The 21,068-nt window shown below is 68.5% G+C and carries 20 protein-coding genes; 13 read left to right on the top strand and 7 right to left on the bottom strand.

Annotation, left to right across the window (positions count from 1 at the left end; all coding sequences use genetic code 11):
• The first annotated feature begins 551 nt into the window (after positions 1–551).
• Together DNK52_RS07470 and DNK52_RS07465 are read left to right on the top strand one after the other, a co-directional pair.
• Positions 552–1,199, top strand: a complete 648-nt coding sequence (locus DNK52_RS07470) for an ABC transporter ATP-binding protein (RefSeq protein ID WP_162598671.1) — start codon at positions 552–554, stop codon at positions 1,197–1,199.
• On the top strand, positions 1,189–3,546 hold the full coding sequence (locus DNK52_RS07465) for an ABC transporter permease family protein (RefSeq protein WP_162598670.1): 2,358 nt from the start codon (positions 1,189–1,191) through the stop codon (positions 3,544–3,546). The genes DNK52_RS07470 and DNK52_RS07465 overlap by 11 nt, the downstream gene beginning before the upstream one ends.
• 30 nt (positions 3,547–3,576) lie before the next feature.
• On the opposite strand, the gene DNK52_RS07460 is transcribed toward DNK52_RS07465, so the two are convergent.
• A complete protein-coding gene (locus tag DNK52_RS07460; RefSeq protein ID WP_110240350.1) occupies positions 3,577–4,458 on the bottom strand; it encodes an Fpg/Nei family DNA glycosylase in 882 nt (293 codons plus the stop codon).
• Between the two features lie 81 nt (positions 4,459–4,539).
• Between DNK52_RS07460 and DNK52_RS07455 the strand changes: the two genes are divergently transcribed.
• The 6 genes from DNK52_RS07455 (at position 4,540) to DNK52_RS07430 (ending at position 8,962) form a co-directional block, all read left to right on the top strand.
• On the top strand, positions 4,540–5,754 hold the full coding sequence (locus DNK52_RS07455) for an ATP-binding protein (protein ID WP_110240349.1): 1,215 nt from the start codon (positions 4,540–4,542) through the stop codon (positions 5,752–5,754).
• A 12-nt stretch (positions 5,755–5,766) separates the two neighbouring features.
• Positions 5,767–6,150 (top strand): ArsR/SmtB family transcription factor, encoded by a 384-nt coding sequence (locus DNK52_RS07450; RefSeq protein WP_110240348.1) that lies wholly within the window; start codon positions 5,767–5,769, stop codon positions 6,148–6,150.
• On the top strand, positions 6,147–6,647 hold the full coding sequence (locus tag DNK52_RS07445; protein WP_110240347.1) for an SRPBCC domain-containing protein: 501 nt from the start codon (positions 6,147–6,149) through the stop codon (positions 6,645–6,647). The genes DNK52_RS07450 and DNK52_RS07445 overlap by 4 nt, the downstream gene beginning before the upstream one ends.
• A gap of 107 nt (positions 6,648–6,754) precedes the next feature.
• Entirely contained in the window at positions 6,755–7,180 is a 426-nt protein-coding gene (locus DNK52_RS07440; RefSeq protein ID WP_110240346.1) for a hypothetical protein, read from the top strand.
• 32 nt (positions 7,181–7,212) lie between these two features.
• Positions 7,213–7,992, top strand: coding sequence for a glycerophosphodiester phosphodiesterase (locus DNK52_RS07435; RefSeq protein ID WP_110240345.1), 780 nt, complete (start codon positions 7,213–7,215; stop codon positions 7,990–7,992).
• A 10-nt stretch (positions 7,993–8,002) separates the two neighbouring features.
• Positions 8,003–8,962, top strand: coding sequence for a DUF5926 family protein (locus tag DNK52_RS07430; protein ID WP_110240344.1), 960 nt, complete (start codon positions 8,003–8,005; stop codon positions 8,960–8,962).
• A 145-nt stretch (positions 8,963–9,107) separates the two neighbouring features.
• Here the strand turns inward: DNK52_RS07430 and DNK52_RS07425 are convergent, their stop codons facing one another.
• Positions 9,108–9,719 carry a TMEM165/GDT1 family protein gene (locus DNK52_RS07425; protein WP_110240628.1) on the bottom strand — a complete coding sequence of 204 codons (612 nt, stop codon included), beginning with the start codon at positions 9,717–9,719 and terminating at the stop codon, positions 9,108–9,110.
• Positions 9,720–9,840: 121 nt separating this feature from the next.
• On the opposite strand from DNK52_RS07425, the gene DNK52_RS07420 reads away from it, so the two are divergent.
• The 3 genes from DNK52_RS07420 to DNK52_RS07410 all read left to right on the top strand — a co-directional run bounded on the left by DNK52_RS07420 (position 9,841) and on the right by DNK52_RS07410 (position 11,230).
• Complete coding sequence (locus DNK52_RS07420; protein WP_110240343.1) at positions 9,841–10,233, top strand: hypothetical protein; 393 nt, start codon at positions 9,841–9,843, stop codon at positions 10,231–10,233.
• A 122-nt stretch (positions 10,234–10,355) separates the two neighbouring features.
• Positions 10,356–10,778, top strand: coding sequence for a VOC family protein (locus DNK52_RS07415; protein WP_110240342.1), 423 nt, complete (start codon positions 10,356–10,358; stop codon positions 10,776–10,778).
• A 20-nt stretch (positions 10,779–10,798) separates the two neighbouring features.
• Positions 10,799–11,230, top strand: a complete 432-nt coding sequence (locus tag DNK52_RS07410) for a VOC family protein (protein WP_110240341.1) — start codon at positions 10,799–10,801, stop codon at positions 11,228–11,230.
• Positions 11,231–11,300: 70 nt separating this feature from the next.
• Here DNK52_RS07410 and DNK52_RS07405 read toward each other — a convergent pair whose 3' ends face one another.
• The 4 genes from DNK52_RS07405 to DNK52_RS07390 form a co-directional block, all read right to left on the bottom strand.
• Positions 11,301–12,179 carry an alpha/beta hydrolase family protein gene (locus DNK52_RS07405; protein ID WP_110240340.1) on the bottom strand — a complete coding sequence of 293 codons (879 nt, stop codon included), beginning with the start codon at positions 12,177–12,179 and terminating at the stop codon, positions 11,301–11,303.
• Positions 12,180–12,318: 139 nt separating this feature from the next.
• Positions 12,319–13,866 carry an SDR family NAD(P)-dependent oxidoreductase gene (locus DNK52_RS07400; RefSeq protein ID WP_239455441.1) on the bottom strand — a complete coding sequence of 516 codons (1,548 nt, stop codon included), beginning with the start codon at positions 13,864–13,866 and terminating at the stop codon, positions 12,319–12,321.
• Positions 13,867–13,982: 116 nt separating this feature from the next.
• Positions 13,983–15,983, bottom strand: a complete 2,001-nt coding sequence (locus DNK52_RS07395) for an MFS transporter (RefSeq protein ID WP_204163432.1) — start codon at positions 15,981–15,983, stop codon at positions 13,983–13,985.
• Positions 15,984–16,027: 44 nt separating this feature from the next.
• Positions 16,028–17,182, bottom strand: coding sequence for an aminotransferase class V-fold PLP-dependent enzyme (locus tag DNK52_RS07390; protein ID WP_110240338.1), 1,155 nt, complete (start codon positions 17,180–17,182; stop codon positions 16,028–16,030).
• 211 nt (positions 17,183–17,393) lie between these two features.
• On the opposite strand from DNK52_RS07390, the gene DNK52_RS07385 reads away from it, so the two are divergent.
• Together DNK52_RS07385 and DNK52_RS07380 are read left to right on the top strand one after the other, a co-directional pair.
• The gene (locus tag DNK52_RS07385; RefSeq protein WP_110240337.1) at positions 17,394–18,374 is read left to right on the top strand and encodes a hypothetical protein; all 981 of its coding nucleotides are present in this window, start codon (positions 17,394–17,396) and stop codon (positions 18,372–18,374) included.
• A gap of 69 nt (positions 18,375–18,443) precedes the next feature.
• Positions 18,444–20,255: a DEAD/DEAH box helicase gene (locus DNK52_RS07380; RefSeq protein WP_110240336.1), complete on the top strand. Its 1,812-nt coding sequence runs from the start codon at positions 18,444–18,446 to the stop codon at positions 20,253–20,255.
• Positions 20,256–20,427: 172 nt separating this feature from the next.
• Here the strand turns inward: DNK52_RS07380 and DNK52_RS07375 are convergent, their stop codons facing one another.
• Positions 20,428–21,021, bottom strand: coding sequence for a YceI family protein (locus DNK52_RS07375; protein ID WP_110240335.1), 594 nt, complete (start codon positions 21,019–21,021; stop codon positions 20,428–20,430).
• Positions 21,022–21,068: the final 47 nt, after the last annotated feature.

The raw sequence follows: 21,068 nt of genomic DNA, 5'->3' as shown, positions 1-21,068 counted from the left end.
GATGCAGCAATAGATAACGGCGCATGTTTCACCAAATTTGATGAAAGTTTATCCTCGTTTGGATGGGACTAATACGCCAGCTGTGCACCTGCTACGTTCTGCCCGCCGCGAAATCCGCGGAGTTTGTCGAAAGGGAACTTGACGCAGGTTATCCGTACCAAAGCCGCAGCTCTGTTGTTGGCTTTCCTCACGTCCTTGGCCCCCTTCAGTGTCGTGAATGCTCAGTACGCCACGGCAGTGGGTGGTAGTTGTGACTCGAAACGTGTCGAGCGTGAAATTTGGGGCCCCAACTCCTACCCTGTCCGCGCCTGGTGCTCGTCACTGCAGTCGGACTCCCGAGCGAAGGGCATCCTGGACATTGCCAGCGAACCCGACATGAACACGCAGTGGTTTACCCGGGTGAATGTCTCCTACACCAGCGACTTCTACAGGTGTACCTTCTCCTGCACGAATACGCGCGAGGAAATCAAGCAGCGCTGAAACGTCTGATTGAAGCCCGATGGCGGTCACCTTGGCTGAGTCGAGGTGACCGCCCTCACGATGGAGTGGAATTGATATCGCTCGACAATGTTTCGATCGCCTACCCGGACACCAAGCCGCTGCATGGCGCTTCTGTCTCGTTCGCATCCTCCGCAAGCGCGATCATGGGTCCCAGCGGATCTGGCAAGAGCACCCTTCTTCGCCTCATTGCGGGTCTTCAGTCTCCAGACGGCGGCACCATCACGATCGATGGCTCCCCCGTGAAACGCCCCACGTGGAGCACCACGGGCGACACGCGCGTCGCCATGATCCATCAGGACTACCGACTCATTCCGTTCCTCTCGGTCGGTGAGAACATTCGGTTGGCGGCTGAGTTGCGGGGGATCTCGGCATCGGCCGAGGGGGTGCGTGGCGCGCTGGCACGGGTAGGCCTGACAGGCATTGGCCTGAATCGCCGGCCGGGCACCCTCTCCGGTGGTGAGCAGCAGCGCGTGGCGATTGCCCGGGCGCTTGTCTGCGAGGTCCGTGTGCTTTTGGCGGACGAGCCCACCGGTGCCTTGGACGAGCAGTCCTCAAGGCTGGTCGCCGACTGCCTCAAGGATCTCAGCGTCGGCGGCGACGTGCAGGTCGTCGTCGCGACCCACGACCCTCTGGTGGCACAGACGCTGCCGGTGGTCTACCGACTCACCAACGGCCAGGTGTGTTTGCATGACGTCTGAACCGACATCCGTGCCGGTGGTCCGGCGGTGGGTGATCCACCGCAGGTCCCACATCCTGATCTGGGCGCTTCTCGGCGTCCTCCTGGGTGGGGCGGTCGCCGCGTCCGCCGCACTCACCCTGACTGCCGAGCACGCCATCTTCACTTCCGTGGAGGGTGATCAGGCCGGTCGTCGATTCGCGATCCAGACGGGAGATCCAGCGACCGCGTCCACGCTGGGTGACCTGACCGGTTTCTCCCCGGTCAAGGACTCGAGCGGGTCCCTGCTCGCACCGGACCGCGAAGTGCCGGTGACGATCCGCGCGACGCGGGAGCCCGGTCTGCCCCTCGGCAACCTCCTGCGTGGAGAGCGCGCGACCGCCCCCCTCAGCGTGACGGTTTCGCGCGCCGCCGCCGAAGCACTCGATGTGGACATCGGAGACCGAGTCGCGTTGCGGGAGCCAGACCTCACGCGAGATGAGGTCGTCATCACCGGCATCACTGTCAACTCCGGCAATGTCGGAGAGCTCTCAGTCGTCCTCTCTGACCCGGCGCTGCGGCCCGCGGAAGCGAGCGTCTGGCTCAGTGACCGTGATCCCTACGAGGTGGCAGATCTACGTCAGTCGCTGGACGCCTACACCGCGACCTTCCGCACCGTGGCGAACCTCGCCGATGACGCTCGCACGCAACTTCCAGCGGGACTGGGGCGACTTCGCCATCTTCCGCTCGGGCTCGGGTTCCTTCTGACCCTCATGCTCACGGGACTGGCCGCGACCATGTGGGGGACCGTTCGATTCGACGTGGCAGCCTTGGTGGGCGCGGGTGTGAGCCAGCGTCGGGCCTGGGGCTACGCCGTGCGGATCGCCACCGTCACCCTCGTCGTCGCAGAACTGATCGGTGCCGGCATGGCACTCGCGGTCATGCGCCTCGTCCGTGAACCCCTGTCCGGCCTCTTCGGGCAGTACTGGATGGGCGTCGAGGTGCCGTGGGCGCACATCGTCGTGGTCGTGGGTCTGACTGCGGCGACCGGCGCGTCCTGGCAGGCGCTCCGATCAGGGGGTCGCTGGCTACGGTCCAAGCGTCCCACCCGTGCTTGGAGCACGGGTCGCGTCTGGGGGCTCGGCGTTGTTCCGGGACTCCTCCTTCTGGTCCTCGCCGGGGTGAGCCGTCTGGGCCCCGACATCGACGAAGGCAGCCGTCTGGCCCCGTTGGGGGCGGTCCTCCTCGCTGCGTCCCTGCCGTCGCTCATCTTCGCGCTGGTGCGCCGCACTCTCCCCCTCGACTTCCGCCGGTTGGGGGCGCACCTGGGCCGTGGCCTTCAGTGGTCCTGTGCAGTCGCCGGCGTCGTCGCGGTGCTCTCTGCCTCGCACGTAGCCAGGGCAAACCACGACACCCTGGTGTTCCAGGGGGAGAGCGGGGCCCTGCAACCCTCCGGCTCGATGCTCATCCTGGACGTGCCCACTGCGACCGCAGATGCCCTGGTCCGGGAGTACGCGTCGCTGGGCGGCGCAGGCGCACGACAACTCAAGCTCGCTGATGAGACGCGACACGGCGTCCGGGTGAGCAGCTCAGGTCTCGTCGACTGCCTGGACCAAGCAGGCGCTGGCGCGAACCCCAACGAGTTGCCCGAGACCTGCTACCCCCAGGGGTCAAGAAGTCCCATCAACATCGTTGCCCTCGATGACCATGCCGCTGCGCCCTCGGCGGACGGTGGACTTGTCGAAGGGTCGACGGTTGGGCTGCTCGTGTTCAAGGCCCAGACGGACGACGTTTCGCGGACCGGTCGCGTCCGGGCTTCGGCGGACGCCTCTCTGGGCGGCAACATGCCGGGACTCGTCATTCCCGAGGACAGCGAGTTGGCCAAGGAGTACGGCCTCGTCGCGTCCGGGAATCAGTTGGTCGCCCTGACGAAGTTCCGCCAACTCTCCGAGGCAGACCGTGCTCACATGCGGGCGAGGGTCGCGCAGCTCGCGCCGGCAGCCCAGGTCTCGGAGGCGACGGGAGATGAGGGGTATGCCCGGCAACGCGCGATAGGCGTGTTGGTCGCGCTGCTGGGGACGGGACTCTGTGGGCTCGTCCTCCTCCTGGGCGGGTTGGGGACCATCGCGGGCGAGCGCGAGACGCTTCGCGTCCTGGCCGAGCTGAGCCCCTCTCAGGCGCGTCGGGCCCGACTGGTCATGTCCAACGTGGGCGCGGCTCTGTTGTGTGTCACCCTCAGCGTCGCCCTGGGCTTCCTGAGTGCCTACCTGTCGTCCCTCGCGGGGAACGCAAGCTTTGGGCGAGTGTGGCTCGCGCCCGGTCTGGGAGGTCTCGTCGCGTGCCTGATCCTGGCGGGGTTGTTCCTCCGCGTGCCGAGAAGGGTCGACTGATACGCCGCGCCGCCGGCACGTGCGCCCGGGCTACTTCAGGAACTTGCTCGTACGCCGGTCCGCCAGCGGTTTCCCGCCGGTCTGGCAGGTGGGGCAGTACTGCAGTGACGAGTCGGCGAAGGAGACCTCGCGGACGACGTCGCCGCAGACCGGGCACTTCTCACCGGTCCGGCCGTGGACGGCCATGTGCGACTTCTTCTCACCCTTGAGCTCACTTGCGGCCAGGCCGGTGCTGCGCTCGACGGCCTCGGTCAAGGTGTCGCGCACGGCGGAGTAGAGGTGCGCGATGTCGGCGTCCTCCAGGCTGCTGGCCGGCTTGAAGGGGGACATCTTCGCCGCGTGCAGGATCTCGTCGGAGTAGGCGTTGCCGATCCCGGCGATGGTGCCTTGGTGGCGCAGCACGCCCTTGATCTGCGAGCGCCCGGCCCCGGCGAGGATCTCCGCGAAGAGTTCGAGGGTGAAGTCCACGCCCAGCGGGTCGGGCCCGAGCCGGGCAATGTTCTCCAGGGTGAGCGGGTCGTGGGTGACGTAGATGGCGAGTGACTTCTTGGTGCCGGCCTCGGTGACGTCGAGACCGTTGGTGTGACCGGCCTCGTCCTCGTCGAGGACCACGCGCGCTGCCAACGGGCTCTTGCCGCCCGGCTTCGGCGGGAGCGCCGGGACTTCTTCACGCCAGCGGATCCAGCCGGCGCGGGCCAGGTGGATGACGAGGTGGACGCCGGAGGCGTTGATGTCGAGGAACTTGCCGTGCCGGGTGACCGACTCGACCAAGGTGCCGTGCAACGCGTGCAGCGGCGGATCGAAGGTCTTCAGGGCGCTGAACGCGGCCAGGTCGATGCGGGTGATCGGACGATCCCGCAGGCGCTGGTCGAGGTCGTGGGCCAGCGCGTGCACCTCGGGCAGTTCAGGCATGGGTCGAGCGTAGTGGAGACGCCTATCCGACACTCTGCAGATGTCTAAGCCAATCGCTAGACAGCCCGATACCTTCACATCGTGGATCCGATCAGAAACCCGTACGCCCCCGGCGCCGGCCAGCGTCCCCCCGAGCTCGCCGGTCGCGACGACCAACTGACTGCCTTCGGCGTGGTCCTCGAGCGCGTCTCGAAGGGGCGACCCGAGCGCTCCATCGTGCTGACCGGCCTGCGCGGTGTCGGCAAGACGGTGCTGCTCAACGCCCTGCGTTCGGCGGCGGTGCGCAAGCGGTGGGGGACAGGCAAGCTGGAGGCCCGCCCCGACCAGGGGTTGCGTCGACCGTTGTCGACGGCGCTGCACCAGGCCGTACGCGAGCTTGGTCACCCACAGCCCGACGAGACCGATCACGTGCTCGGCGTGATCCGTTCCTTCGCCCAACGCGACGCCGGCCCGAACGCAAAGCTGCGCGAGCAGTGGAACCCGGGCATCGACGCGCCGCCGGTGCGCGGGCGCGCCGACTCCGGCGACATCGAGATCGACCTGGTCGAGCTCTTCACCGACGTCGGGGGACTCGCCCAGGACGTCGGCAAAGGAGTGGCGATCTTCATCGACGAGATGCAGGACCTCGGGCCCGAGGACATCTCCGCCCTCTGCGCGGCATGCCATGAGATGAGCCAGTCGCGGCTGCCGGTGATCGTCGTCGGCGCCGGCCTGCCCCACCTGCCCGCAGTGCTGTCGGCCTCGAAGTCGTACTCCGAGCGGCTCTTCTCCTACCAGCGCATCGATCGGCTCGCGCGCGAGGCGGCCGACCTCGCCCTGGCTGCGCCGGCCGAGGACGAGGACGCGTTCTACACGGTGGATGCGTTGGCCAGGTTGTACGCCGCCACCGGCGGCTACCCGTACTTCATCCAGGCCTACGGCAAGGCCGTCTGGGACCGGGCCCCCGTCTCCCCGATCACCGCCGAGGACGTCGCGGTCGCGTCCCCGGAGGCGGAGGCAGAGCTCGCGGTGGGCTTCTTCGGATCACGGTTCGAGCGCGCCACACCGGGGGAGCGGGAGTACCTGCGTGCGATGGCGGACGCGGCTGTGGCGATCGCCGCGGCGGGCGAGGAGGAGGTCGATGACATCGGCTCGGTGCCGACCGCCGACGTGGCTGCGGTGCTGGGCAAGAAGCCGCAGTCGCTCTCCCCGGCGCGCGACGCGCTGCTGAAGAAGGGCCTCATCTACTCCGGGGAGCGCGGCCGGATCGCCTTCACCGTGCCGCACTTCGGGAAGTACCTGCGCGAACAGGCCTAGACATGTGACCAAATGGTCACCTATGCTGGCCGGGTGGCGGACGACCTGGTGTTCAAGGCGATGGCGGACCCGGTCCGCCGTCTTCTCCTGGATGCCCTCTTCGAGCAGGACGGGCGCACGCTCGGCGAGCTCGAGGCCGTGGTCAACGCCCACGTCGAGATGACCCGGTTCGGGGTGGCCAAACACCTGCGTCTGCTGGAGCAGGCGACGCTGGTCACCGCCGTGAAGCAGGGGCGCGAGAAGAGGCACTTCCTCAACGCCGTGCCCATCCAACAGATCCACGAGCGGTGGATCGGCAAGTACACGGAGCGGGCCGGGATCGCCTCGGTCCTGCTCGACCTCAAGAGCCGCCTCGAGTCCGAGAGCGGTCCATCGAGCACGGAGGAAGAGTCATGAGCACCAACCTGGTTCAGGTCTACACGATCTACATCAACGCCTCGGCGGCGAAGGTCTGGGACGCCATCACCACCCCTGAAGGGTCCACCAAGTGGGGTTACGGCGGCGAGGTGGTGGCCGAACTGCGTGCCGGCGGCGTCTATCGCAACCTCACCACCGACGCGATGCGCGCGATCGGGATGGGCGACGTCGCCGTCACCGGCACCATCGAGACAGCCGAGCCCGGCAAGCTGCTGGTGCTGAGCTGGCAACCCGCCTGGCACCCGGAGTCGACGCCGACCCGCCTCACCTGGGAGCTGACGGAGTTCGACGGCCCGCTGACCAAGGTCGTACTGACCCACGACGTCACGGCTGCGCCGGAGTACGCCGACGAGGTCGCCGGTGGCAACGACCCGAACCAGGGTGGAGGCGGCTGGCCGTGGAGCCTGGCGGGCCTCAAGACCTACCTGGAGACCGGTGAGCGAATGGTCGGCTCGGGCTCGGAATGGCGCCCCTGAACTGGACGCTCACGCGCATGCGGATCACAAGTGGGGTGGGGGAAACCCGAGCGTCCAGTCATCGGGTTTCCCCACCTGTCACGGAAAATCGCCATATCCTGCTCCCCATGAGCAAGTCCCATCTGATCGGTCGACTCACCGGCGGCCCCTTCTGGTCCCTGGTGCGCACGGTCCTGGCCGAGGGTGAGGAGCCTGTGCACTTCGCGCAGTTGCGTCGCGCCCAGGGCACCGAGGAGGTCTCGGGCGTGCTCTTCCTGACCAGCGAGCAGCTGATCTGGCGCACCATCGACCCGCGCAAGCCGGAGGGTTCCGGCGTGGAGATCACGCTGTCGGAGGTCCTGGGGGTGGACGAGCCCAAACGCCTGGCCGCCTTCCAGGCGTTCCGCGTGGTCATCGCGGACAAGGGCCTCCCGGTCGACACCTACTTCTTTCCCCAGCACCGCACCGACATCGACCGTCTCCTGTGCCACCAGATGTACGACTCGCTCGAAGGAGCATGGCAGCGTCAGCGCATCCTGCGGTTCGGCACCTGACCAATCGGCCCTGATGGGCCACACTCAGTCTCATGAGACCGCAGGTGGTCGCCCATCGGGGCGCCAGCCACGAGAAGGCCGAGCACACCTTGGGCGCCTACGTGGCAGCCCTCGACGCCGGAGCCGAGGCGCTGGAGTGCGACGTACGGCTGACTGCTGACGGGCACCTCGTCTGCGTGCACGACCGCGACCTGCGGCGTACGGCGGAGACCCGCGGCACGGTCTCCACGATGAACCTCGACGAGCTCAGCCAACTCGACTTCAGCGCGTGGAAGAACCCGTGGGGCGAGCTCGACGACGAGGCCGAGGAGCTCGATGCGGACCACCGGACGGTCCTCACGCTGCGCCGTCTCTTCGAGATGGTGCGCGACTACGAGCGGCCGGTCGAGATCGCGGTGGAGACCAAGCATCCGGTGAGGTACGGCGGTCTGGTCGAGCGACGCCTCGTGGAACTGCTGCGTGAGTTCGGGTGGGCTGGCAAGGACTCCCCGGTCCGGGTGATGTCGTTCTCGTGGGCCGCGTTGCAACGCGTCGAGCGGATGGCCCCGGACGTACGCCTGGTCCAGTTGATCGAGCGCGCGCACATGTGGCCGATGTTGCGCGCGGTGATCGGCAGGGACTGGCTCGTGGGCCCCGGGATCAAGGAGTTGCGGGAGCATCCCGGTCTGGGCCGCCGGCTCGTCGAGAGCGGCCGCGAGATCCACGTGTGGACGGTCAACACGCGCGCTGACCTCGAGCTGTGTCGCTCACTCGGCGTCACGGCCGTCATCAGCGATCGGCCGGGATACATGCTGGAGCTGCTGGACGGGTAGTTTCTCCGTCATGGCCAAGAAGTCCCGCAAGACCCGTGACGTTGCCCCTACCGCCCCCGGTGAGGTCGGTCCCCGCCAGCCCTGTCCCTGTGGGTCGGGCAAGCGCTACAAGGCGTGCCACGGCGCGTCGTACGGTGTGACCACCCCCTTCGTGGGGCGCCCCTTCGAAGGGCTGGCCGGCGAGTGCGACGTGATCGCGCTACGCGAGTTGGTCCCCGCCGGCACGGCCCCGCTGACCCTGGCCGACGGCGTACCGGGCGCTGGGAGTCGTACGGTCAAGCTCTGCACCCTGCTCCCCGCAGGTGCCCCGGCCATGGTCCGCGAGTCCGGTGAGGTGTGGCTCGGGCTCCAGGTCCAGCACAACTACGGCGACCCGAGCCGCGACCTCGCGGCCGTGCTCGTGGCAGCGCTCGAGCAGGCCGAGGAGGGGCACGTCGGCACCGTCGGGCTGACCACCGACCCGGGCGAGGGCCCGCGCCTGCAGGAGCTCGTCACCAACACCTCGCTCGACGTCACCGTGCACGAAGGGTTCGACTACTGGATCGCCGACGTCGAGGACCGGGACCCGGCCATGGCGGTGGCGCTCGAGCAGGTCAACGCCACCGCGCAGCCGACCGTACGCCTCAAGGGAGTCGAGGGTGCCTACTGGACAGACGTCGGCACCAAGGAGCACCTGCGTTGGGTGATGGGGCACGACGAGGACGCACTGCTCACGGCGCTGTCGCGGCTGCACGCGGCGGGCAAGGACTCGGTCGCGGCCGAGTCGCGCCTCGTCGGGATGTTCCGCGCGCACGGGCTGTTGGCGCCGGTCTGGGACCTCCCGGTGGGCACCGGCGCTGAGGCGTTGGAAGAGGGCGCCGAGCGCTTCGCCAGGGACCTCGCCGCGGCGCTGGCCGACACCAGCGACCTCACCCAGGAGGAGCGTTCGGCGCGGGCCGGCCTAGCCAATCGCCAGGTCACCATTCGCTGATCGACCCCATACGTCTGAGGCATCCTCGACGTCGGTGGGGCGATGTTGTTTCTGCCTTGGCCGTGACGTAGGTTTCTCTCGCCCAGCCGTTGTCGTATCCCCCGTCGACAACGGCTGGGCTTTCACATTTCGGTTCGCAGGCGGCTCAGGCCAGGAGCAGTTCGTACGCGGTGAAGAGCGCCAGCGCCAGGCATACGGTCGCACCGACGTAGTGCAGGACCGACAGCTTCACCTTCGTGAGCAGGACCCGGCCCACCAGCACTGCCAGGCCGGAGACCGCCAGCAGGGCGAACCAAGCGCCGATGAAGACGGAGACCGGGTCGTCGTACTTCGCCACCAGCGAGAGCGTCAGCAGTTGGGACAGGTCGCCCCACTCGGCGGCGAAGAGCACGATGAACGACGTGGCGACCACCTTGACGCCGTGGATCTCCCCACGTGCCGCGGCCTTGGCCGCGAACTCGTCCTCGGTCTCCGACTCGCCGGCGTCGGCGGAGCGGGCCTCCCGCAGGAGCAGGATCGCGCCGACGAGGAACAGCAGCGCCGCCGCCCCGCGCACCAGATCCTCGGGCAGGAAGGAGGCGGCCGTGCCCAGGGCCACTGCGATCCCGGTCTGCACGGCGAAGGCGAGGCCGACGCCGAGCCACACGTAGAGCGGGCGGAACTTGGTGCTCAGCACCAGGGTGGCGATGAAGGTCTTGTCGGGCAGCTCCACGACGAAGATGGCAGCGAAGGCGAGCGCGATGACGACAAGATCCACGAGGTACAGGGTCTCACGGCGCCACGACGCCACCGGTGGCGAGATGGGGCCGGGTGCACCGTTGTGACGACCGGCCTACTCTGGCAGCAAGCCAATCGACGACCACACACAGGAGCACGCCATGTCGTTCGCGGACAACATCAAGGCAAAGATCAAGGACGTCGACCTCGAGGCGCAGTTGACCAGCCTGGTCGACGAGGGCGAGCAGCTCGTGAAGGAAGGCGTCACCAAGGCCGGCGCCCTGGCCCATGACAAGCGCGACGACATCGACGGCTGGCTCGGCAAGGCCACCGAGGCGATCAACACCAAGACCGAGGGCAAGTACGCCGACCAGCTCACCAAGCTGCGGACGACGCTGCTCTCCGGCGTCGAGAAGGTGGCCGAGCACCGTGGCGCTACCGGTGCGGGGGAGGGCGACGTTGCGGTGGGTGACCCGATCGAACTTCCGCCCGTCGACGCAGCTGCCCCCGAGGACACCGAGCCGCCCGCCGGCGCCAGCGGCCCTGTCCCCTGAGCCCCGCTCCCGCAGACCTGATCCCCTGAAAGAGGTCTGGGCACTGTCGGTGCTCGGGCGTAGCGTGCCAAGGGTCGCGGCTCGACGTTGCCGCTGACCCACACCGACGCGCGGGAGAAGACATGGCAAGCAGGCTCAACCCCTACATCAGCATCCTCGACGGGCGGGCCCGGGAGGCGATCGACTTCTACCACTCGGTGCTGGGTGGGGAGACCCTCATCAGCACCTTCGGTGAGGCGGGCATGGAAGGCGTTCCGGCCGACCAGGTCATGCACGGCCACCTGGAGACCACCGCCGGTTACGTCCTCATGGTGGCCGACGCCCCGTCGGAGATGATGGCGGTCACTGCTGGCGACAACATCTCGGTCTCGATCTCCGGCGACGCGGAAGATGCTGAGGCGCTGCGCGGCTACTTCGAGGGCCTCTCCGTCGGGGGTCGGGTCAACGAGCCGCTCGCAAGCGCTCCGTGGGGTGACGAGTTCGGGATGCTGACCGACAAGTTCGGCATCAACTGGATGGTCAACATCGCCGGCCCCGAGAGCTGAGCCGAGGACGGGGAGGGTTGATGAACGTACGACTCGCGCCGTACCTGAAGTTCGCCGACGGTCAGGCACGTGCGGCGATGGAGTTCTACCGCTCGACCCTGGGCGGCGAGCTGTCGCTGATGGAGTTCCGGGAGCTCGGGGTCGAGGGCGCCGCGGCTGAGTTGGTGATGCACGGCAAGCTCGTCACCGAGCACGGATTGGTCCTCTACGGTTCCGACGCCCCGCCGATCTCGCCCGAGGTGCGACTCGGCGAGCAGGTGATGGTCTCGGTGATGGGGCAGGACTCGCCCGAGGCACGTGCCTGGTTCGGCGCCCTGAGTGCTGGAGGCGAGGTCACGATGCCCCTCGAGCTCCAGCCGTGGGGCGACCACTACGGAGAGTTCGTCGATCGCTTCGGCGTCCCGTGGATGTTCGACCTCGGCGAGCTGCCGGACTCGGAGCCGTCTGACTGACTGATCGCCGGACGCAGCCGCCGAGGCGTCTGCGTCCGGCGACCTTCGGTGGTGCGCCGGTGCGCCGGTGTCAGCCCGTGCAGGTGTTGCGGTAGTCCGACACCTGACCGAAGGAGGAGGGCTGGGGGCCGGGGCAGAGGAACTGTCGGTAGCGAGTGTCGTCGTCGACATGGAGCTTGAGCCAGCTGATCGTCGACCAGGCGATCGTGGTGTTCTCGCTGTTGGGCGCGAAGTGACTCGCGTTGTTGAGCTCCAGGTACGCCTTGCTCGTCGAGGCCGGGATCGACTGGTAGAACGGGATCGCGTGGGAGTTCACTGACGCGACGGAGTCGTTCTCGGCCCCGATGACCAGGCTGGGGGTCCTGATCTCGGGCCACGTCTTGTCCAGGTTCCACGGGGTCAGGCCTACGGTGGCCTGGAGGGACGGCCGGTCCTTGGCCGCCTCGAGCGTGCCGCCGCCACCCATCGAGTGACCGATCACGGCAAGCCTGGTGGGATCGATGCGAGAGCGGATGGCCGTGGCCGACCGTTGGGTCAGGTAGTCCAGGGCCGCCAGCAGCTGGTCGCCGCGGGCAGAGGGCTGGTCGAAGCGCGACTGCGTGTTGAAGGTGATGACCACGAAGCCCTGGGAAGCCAGGCGCGGGCCGAGCCACGCGATCGTCGACTCAGAGGCGGTGTAGCCGGGCGAGATCGCGACCGCTCCGTAGGTGCCCTCGCTGGTCGACGTGGGGTAGGTGACGGTGGCCGAACCGAAGCCGGGGGTGGCGAAGTCGGAGACCGAGGTCGACGTGACGGCGAAGGGACCGCGTCGGGCCTCGATGCTCGACCAGGACGGATCTGGTCCTCGCTCGTAGGGGCTGTCGGCGGTGGCTGGTGCCGCGAGGAGGAGCGAGAGGACGAGGCCCAGGCTGGCGGCCAGGGAGCTGAGGAGGTGCGACGGTCTGCGCATGGGGTTCTCCGAGACATGACGTGGGCGGAGGCCACGACGAGGTCGAAACCCGCCACCCGAGGGATGTGATCTCCCTCACGCTAAGAGCGCTGTCAGGTGTCGCACCATGGGCGCAGAGCCCATAGTCCCTGTGAGGCCGTCACCAAGGTGACGGCTTGTAGTCCTTCACGAAGCAGCCGAAGATGTCCTCGCCCTGCTCACCCATCACGATCGGGTCGTAGACGCGCGCCGCACCATCGACGAGGTCTAGCGGGGCGTGCCAGCCCTCGGCGGCGATCCGCAGCTTCTCGGCGTGCGGCCGTTCGTCGGTGATCCATCCGGTGTCGACGGCGGTCATCAAGATGTTGTCGGTCTCGAACATCTCGCCCGACGAGGTGCGCGTCATCATGTTGAGCGCGGCCTTCGCCATGTTGGTGTGCGGGTGGCCAGGGCCCTTGTAGCGGCGGGAGAACTGGCCCTCCATGGCCGAGACGTTGACGACGTACGACCGCTTTGACGGCGCCGCCGCCGCGGCCGCAGCCAGCGCCGGACGCAGGCGGGAGACCAGTAGGAACGGTGCGATCGAGTTGCACAGCTGCACCTCGAGCAGCTCCAACGGGTCGACCTCCCCGACGGTCTGGGTCCACGAGTTGTTGACCTGCACGTCCGGCAGCAACCCGCCGGCGTCAACTGCTGTGCCGGCCAGGTGGGCGTCGAGCGAGGCCGAGCCGGCCTTCAGGGCCAGCGCGGTCAGCGATGCTGCGTTGTGCGCGGCCAGCGCCGACTCGGTCGACTCACCCTCATGATGGGCCACCGCGACGTCGGCCAGCGCACCGGCGATCGCGGCCGGGTGCGCCTCGGAGATCCGGTCGAAGGCGACCATCTCGGGGAGCGCGATGCCTTCGGGCAGCGGCGCCAGCTCGCCCTCGGTGAGGGGGGCGTACGAGCCCGGGGTGCGGCGTACGGTCTGGCAGGCGTTGTTGATCAGGATGTCCAGCGGCCCGGCGGCCGAGACGTCGTCGGCGAGGCTGATCACCTGGGTGGGGTCACGCAGGTCGATGCCGACCACCTTGAAGCGGTGGATCCAGTCGCCGGAGTCCTCGAGGGCGGTGAAACGGCGCACCGCGTCCTTCGGGAAGCGGGTGGTGATCGTGGTGTGGGCGCCGTCGCGCAGCAGGCGCAGGGCGATGTACATGCCGATCTTGGAGCGGCCGCCGGTGAGCAGCGCGCGCTTGCCGGTGAGGTCGGTGCGCTGGTCGCGCTTGGTGTGGCTGAAGGCGGCGCAGCGGGGGCAGAGCCAGTGGTAGAAGGCATCGACGAGGGTGAAGTCCTCCTTGCAGATGTAGCAACCACGCGCCGTGATCAGCTCACCCGCGAAGGCACCCTTCGTGTTCGAGACCAGCGGGATGCCGGCGGTCTCGTCGTCGATCCGCATCGCGGATCCGGTGGCCGTCTTCTCGATGATCCGTTGGTCGTGCTGGAAGCGCTCCTGGCGGATCTCGGCACGGCGCGACTTCTTGACCAGCTTGTACATGTAGGACGCCTCGCGCTTCATCAGGCGTACGTCCGGGTGGTCCGGGCCGAGCGGCGGCAGTTGGCGCAGGACCTTGATCGCGATCGCCATCTCGTCGGGGTCGATGCCGTCGACGGCCGTCGAGGCGTCCTGCTCGTCGGGCTCGGGGGACTGCGCCTGCACCTGCGAATTCACATCAAGGATTGTCGCACCAGCACGGGGGTGCTCCCGATTCCTCGCGGACAGTCGGGTCCCCCGACTCCGGGACGTCATCACCCCCGGTCGCTGGGGCGACCGCTCCTGATGACGTCCTACGGAGCGGGGACCTCCGCGCGCCCCAGGTCGAGGTCGGCGGTGACGGACTCGGCCATCACCTGGACCTTCTCGGCGTGGGCGTCACCGCTCTCCGGCAACGCCGCCGCCACCAGGTACAGACCAGAGGGTGGCAACGGGAACTCGTAACGCCCGCGGAGATCGGTGGTGGTGTGGCCGGTGTGCTCGCCGCTGCCCAGGAACATCGTGACGGTGGCGCCGCCGACGGGCTCGCCGTCCCGGGTGACGGTCCCGTGCACCGTGAGCCGGTCGTCGAGCAGCACCTGGATCGGTCCGCACTCTCCGGTCACGTCGGTCACCAGCACCTTGGGTGCCCAACCACGGGCGGTCGCGACCATCAGGTAGCGCCCGTCGCGCGGGTAGGCCAGCGAGAAGTGGCCGTCGAAGTCGGGGCGCGCCCAGTCGACCTGTTCGCCGTCGGGACAGGTCAGCACGACGGTGCCGATCACCTGCTCGGCGCGCGAGGTGCCGAGCACGATGCGACCGCGTACGACCCTCTCGGCCCCACGTCCCGGTTGGGGAACGGCGCCGACGCCCCTGCGGGCCGGGATGAAGGCTGCCACCACGGCCGCGATCAGGGCGAGCACCCCGAAGAGGATGAAGCCGATCTCGTACGCCGCCTCGCTCGGCCGCACCCCGGCCTCACCGCCCACCTCGAGGGTCATCGTCCAGGTCGCGAAGATCGCTGCCGTGCCGGCGCTGGCGGTCGCCATGCCGACCGAGCGCATGAGCGAGTTGATGCCGTTGGCCGAGGCGGTCTCGGTGATCGGGACCGCCGACATAATCAGCGCCGGCATGGCCGCGAAGGCGATCGCAGCACCCAACCCGGCCAGGGTCGAAGCCACCATGATCTCGGGGATCGAGCCGGACAGTGCCGGCCGCAGCAGGTAGGAGACGGAGATGGTCGCCGCGCCCATGATCAGCATCCAGCGCCCGCCGATCCGGCCGAGCATCCAGCCCGAGATGGGTGCGAAGAAGACCATGGCCAGACCGGACGGTGCCATCACCAGACCGGCATCCATCACCGAGAGCCCGAAGCCGTAACCGCTGGACTCGGGCGCCTCGACGAGCGGCACGGTCAACAATCCGTTGGCCATCATGCCCATGGTCACCAGGACAGAGGCGATGTTGGTCAGCAGGACCGGCCGCGTGGCGGCGGTGCGCAGGTCGACCATCGGCTCCCCGATCCGCAACTGCAGCGGGACCCACACCAGGAAGGTCAACACGCACGCGACCGCCAGACCGGCGACGGGGGCCGAGGTCCACCCCCAGCTCGATCCCTTCGAGATCACCAGCAGCAGGGTGGTCAGCCCGATCGAGAGCACCACGGCGCCGGTGATGTCGAAGGAGCCGGGACTGCGTACGGGCGACTCCGGGACGATGAAGAGGGTCGCGGCGAGGATGACGGCGGTCACCGCCGCCGTGACCCAGAAGAGCGACGACCAGCCCATCGACTCGTAGAGCAGACCCGACAGTGGCAGTCCCAGGCCCCCGCCGATGCCGAGCGTGGCACTCATCAGTGCAATGCCGAAGCCGATGCGTTCCTTGGGCAGCTCGTCGCGCAGGATGCTGATGCCGATCGGGATCACCGAGGCCGCCAAACCCTGGAGCGCGCGCCCGATCAGGCCCAGGACGAGGCTGGTGCTGACCGCCAGGATCAGCGAGCCGATCACCATCACGGACAGGGCCAGGATGATCATCTTCCGCTTGCCGTGCATGTCGGCGAGCTTGGTGACGATCGGGGTCGCCACGGCGCCGGTGAGCAGGGTGATGGTGACCAACCACGAGGCGGTGTCGACGCTCGTCCCGAAGATGGCCGGCAGGTTCGGGACCAGGGGGATGACCAGCGTCTGCTGCAGCGAGACCGCCATGCCGGCGGCGGCCAGGACCGCGATGATCAGCCCGCTCGGAGCCGAGTCGCGTGTGGCCGCGCCATCGGGCACGGTGTCGGCCGGGGGGCGTACGGGCAGGTCTCTCACCCCAGCGTTCTACCAGACGCCCCACGGGTCACCGGGGCCCCGGCTCAGCCCAGGGCTCGTTCCAGGCCGTCGCACAGGACGGCGATCTCATCGGTGTCCATCGCCCACGGCGAGAGCCGCAGGATGTCGCCGCGCACGACGAAGTTGAAGTGTTCTTCCCTGAGTCCGGCGACGACCCTGGCCAGACGTTCGGGGCCGGGGCGGAAGGCCACGATCGGGCTGACCGGCTCCGTCACTGTCGGGATCGGGTGCATCTGGTGGGAGCCGAAGGCCGTCACGATCGCCCGCCGCGCGGTGAGGGCCCCCCGAAGCACCGCCTCGACGCCGACACTGGCCAGCGCCTGGGCGGAGGCACCTGCGGTGATGGCTGCGAGCAGGGGCGGCGTTCCGGCCTCGAGCAGGGAGATGTCGCGGCGGACCGGCCGCGACGGGTCGAACCAGACGGCCGCCTCGCTGGCCGCGACGATCTCCACGCTGGAGGCGCCATAGGCCGGGGGCACGAGCTTCACGAGCAGGTCCGGGGTGAAGCTGGCGACCGCCAGGCCGACCGGGCCGAGGAGCCACTTGTGGGCGACCGCGTAGGAGGCGTCGGCCAGCGCGACCGCCTGGGTCACGTCACCGACGCCGAGCTGCTGGCTGAGGTCGACGAGGAGCAGCGCACCGACCTCGTCGCAGGCCGCACGCAGCGCGTACAGGTCGGTGGCCGAACCGTCGAAGCTCTGGATCGACGAGACCGTGACGACCTTCGTGCGTTCGTTGATCTGCTCGACGAGGAGCTCGGTCTCCCACGGGCTGGTGAACGATGGCTGCACCCGGACCAGCTCCGCGCCGCACTCCTGGGCGCGCACGTGCCAGGCGTGGATGTTGGAGGCGTACTCGACGTCCCAGGTGAGCACCTGGTCGCCCGGTCCCAGCGGCACGGAGCGCGAGAGCATCGTGACCACGGACGAGACACTCGGTTGGAAGGAGAGGAGGGAGGGGAGCGTGCCCATCAGCGCCGCGACCTGGGCGCGTGCCTCGATGTACAGCTCGATCAGGGGGTCGCGACCGGAGTAGCCACTGCGGTGGTGGGCATCGACCATGTAGGTGAGGGTCGCGTGCGCTGCGTTGCTCAACGGGCCCGCGCCCGCGACGTTGAGCTGCCGCGGCAGGTTGGTGGCCCCCACAAGACTGCGGGCGGTCTCCGGCACGATCGACACGTGGGGTCCTAGTCATGTGGAAGTGGTGCGCGTGCCCGGAGGTTACGTGAGCACGACTCGGCCGATCATCACCCCAATCGGTGAGGCCGCCTGTTGCGGGCTGTGACACCAGACACACAGTCTGGGCGCTGTGCCCCTCGACGTCGTCGCCCGTCGCCTCTATGGTGAGACGCGGTCACGGGGGGTGGCCGCAGCGGGCGAGGGGGGGGCGATGGACCGCGAGACGACGCCTGCCTCGGGCCCTGACCGCCGCGACAGCCACGCCGTCACGGAGCGCGACTTCGCCCAGCAGCTCCGCACTGCCCTCGTGGCCCGCCATGCCACCCTGCGCGGGCTCTCCGTCGCCCTGACCGAGCGCGGGCACCCGGTGAGTACGCCACTGCTGGCCGCCTGGCGGTCGGGCGCCGTCGTCCCGGGTGGGGCCGAGGACCTGGCCTGCGTCACGGTGTTGGAGCAGCTCCTCGACCTGGCGCCGGGTGACCTGGGTGATGAGTTGGATCCGGACGCCACCGGGAGCCACCGCAGTCGCCGCCCCGGCACCTTCGACGGCGTCCTCCCGACGCCGGCGACCGGAGCGCCGGCCCATGCCGCGGAGCCCGACACCCGACGTGTCTCCGACTCGGTTCGTCGCGCCCGGACCGCCCTGGGCTTCGACCGCGCCGGACAGTTGATGACCGAGACCCGGGTCGAGGTGGTCCTCGAGTTGGATGAGCAGGGCGCTGCCCGCCGGATCACCCAACGTACGCAGTGGGTCTCGCCCGCTGGTGGCGTCGACGCGTTCCCGGTCGTCCTGGTGACCGCGACGCCGGTCACCGGCCGTGGGCGCGTGGAGCCGGTGGAGGGGTGTCGCCTCGGGCCGTCCTACGTCGACCTCGCGGAGGGGGTCTTCGCCACCTCACTGGTGCTCCCGGCGCCATTGCGCGAGGGAGGGACGGCCAGCACCGTGCACCGCACCCACCTGCCCAGTGACGTCGCGCCCGACGACTTCTACGAGCACTGGGTGCACCACGAGGTGGAGGAGGTGTCGGTCGAGGTGGTCTTCGCCGCTGGCTCCACGCCGCGCGATCTGCGCGGTCTCGTGCGCGTCGACGAGGTCGAGCAGGCGTGCGACATCACGCAGGACGACCGGCTCGTGCGGGTCGTCCGGCACCGCTTCGGGCCCGGAGGGGTGGGCCTGCGCTGGTCCTGGTGAGCGGGTGGTGACGGATGTCGCGTCGACCAGGAATCTTGCGCCTGAGCGCTCGGCGGATAACGTTGGAGCATGAGTGACTCTGCCCCAGATACCGCCCTCGTTGACGAGGCAGCCCCCCAGACCCCCACTTTTGCGGATCTGGGACTGGACCCCAAGGTCCTGAAGATGCTGAAGTCGGTCGGCTACGAGACGCCTTCCCCGATCCAGGCGGCGACCATCCCGCCGCTGCTCGAGGGTCGCGACGTCGTCGGCCTGGCGCAGACCGGCACCGGCAAGACCGCTGCCTTCGCGCTGCCGATCCTGAGCAACCTCGACCCGTCCCAGAAGACCCCGCAGGCCCTGGTGCTGGCCCCGACCCGCGAGCTCGCGCTCCAGGTCTCCGAGGCCTTCGAGCGGTACGCCTCCGCCCAGACCGGCATCCGCGTCCTCCCCGTCTACGGCGGCCAGGGTTACGGCGTGCAGCTCTCCGCGCTCCGTCGCGGCGTGCACGTCGTCGTCGGCACTCCCGGCCGCATCATGGACCACCTCGAGAAGGGCACGCTCGACCTGAGCGAGCTCCGCTTCCTGGTCCTCGACGAGGCCGACGAGATGCTGAAGATGGGCTTCGCGGAGGACGTCGAGACGATCCTCGCCGACACCCCGGCGACCAAGCAGGTGGCCCTCTTCTCGGCCACCATGCCGAGCCAGATCCGTCGCATCTCCAAGAAGCACCTCAACGACCCGGTCGAGGTCACGGTCAAGACCAAGACCACGACCTCGATCAACATCACCCAGCGCTACCTCATGGTGAGCTACCCGCAGAAGGTCGACGCGCTGACCCGGATCCTCGAGGTCGAGAACTTCGAAGGCATGATCGTCTTCGTCCGTACGAAGCAGATCACCGAGGTGCTGGCCGAGAAGCTGCGCGCCCGTGGCTACTCGGCCCAGGCGATCAACGGTGACGTCGCCCAGGTGCAGCGCGAGCGCACCATCAACCAGCTGCGCGACGGCAAGCTCGACATCTTGGTCGCCACCGACGTCGCGGCCCGCGGGCTCGACGTGGAGCGGATCAGCCACGTCGTCAACTTCGACATCCCCACCGACACCGAGTCCTACGTGCACCGCATCGGTCGTACGGGCCGCGCCGGTCGCAAGGGCGACTCGATCGCCTTCGTCACGCCGCGTGAGCGCCACCTGCTCCGCGCGATCGAGAAGGCGACCCGCCAGCCGCTGACCCAGATGCAGCTGCCGAGCGTCGACGAGGTCAACAAGACCCGTCTCTCGCGCTTCGACGACGCGATCACCGCTGCGCTGGCCGAGAACGACAAGATCGACTTCTTCCGCGACGTGGTCAAGCACTACGTGGACGAGTACGACGTTCCCGAGGTCGACGTGGCCGCTGCGCTGGCCGCAGTCCAGCACGGTGAGACCCCGCTGGTCCTCGAGCCGGCCCAGGAGCTCCTGCACACGCCGCGCAACGACCGTGACGACCGTGGTGGTCGCGACGACCGTGGCGGCCGTGGCCGTCCCGACCGTGGGGGTGACCGCGGCGATCGTGGTGAGCGCCGCGCGCCGCGCCGCGCCGGCAACGACGCCAACCTGGCGACCTACCGGATCTCCGTGGGCAAGCGCCACAAGGTCGAGCCCCGCCAGATCGTCGGCGCGCTCGCCAACGAAGGCGGGCTGGGTCGCAACGACTTCGGCAAGATCGACATCCGGATGGACCACTCGTTGGTCGACCTCCCGGCCACGCTGCCGGCGGGTGCTGTCGAGGCGCTCAAGGGCACCCGTATCTCCGGCAAGCTCATCGAGCTGACCCGGGACAGCGGCCCGAGCCGTTCGTCCGGTGGCGACGGTGGTTACGAGAAGAAGCCGTACAAGAAGCCGCGCCACAAGGACTGATCGTCCTTCGCAACTGCTGAGGAGGGTTCGACAGCCACTGGTTGTCGGGCCCTCCTCCGCGTTTCTGCCTTGCCGTGCCTGTGTCCGCGTGCTCCGGAGCAGGGCGCGCAGAGGCCCCGCCCGCAGGATGCGGACGGGGCCTCGAGGCGATCAGCGAGTGATCAGCGAGCGATCAGACGTTCTTGATCGCGGAGATGTCGAAGTCGAGCTTGATCTTCTCGGAGACGAGGACGCCGCCGGTCTCGAGCGCGGCGTTCCACACCAGGCCCCAGTCCTTGCGGTTGACGGCGGTGGATCCCTCGAAGCCGACGCGGGTGTTGCCGAAGGGGTCCTGGGCCGAGCCGGTCTCCTCGAACACGATCGTGATCGGCTTGGTGACGTCCTTGATGGTGAGGTCGCCGGTGACGGCCCACTCGTCGCCGTCGCGCTCGACGCCGGTGGAGGTGAAGGAGATGGTCGGGTAGGTCTCGACGTCGAAGAAGTCGGCCGACTTGAGGTGGCCGTCGCGGTCGGGGGAAGTGGTGTCCACCGTCGCGGTCTGGACGGAGACCTTCACCGAGGAGTTGGCCGGGTTGGCAGCGTCGATGTGGGCGGTGCCCTCGAAACCGGTGAACGCGCCACGGACGTTGGTGACCATTGCGTGACGGGCCTGGAAGCCGAGGCGGCTGTGGCTCGGGTCGATCGTGTAGTCACCGGTCAGGTCGGAGACCGACTTGGTCGGGGCCTCGAAGGTCTCGTCAGACTTGTTGCGCTTGAAGAAGGACATGGGATGCTCCGTAAAGTCGTGGGTTTGTTCAACGTTCAACTAAGTAA

Source organism: Nocardioides gilvus (genome assembly GCF_003194605.1).
GTDB lineage: Bacteria > Actinomycetota > Actinomycetes > Propionibacteriales > Nocardioidaceae > Nocardioides > Nocardioides gilvus.
Note: the sequence above shows the minus strand (reverse complement) of the source record. Positions and strands in the feature narration are given on the sequence as shown.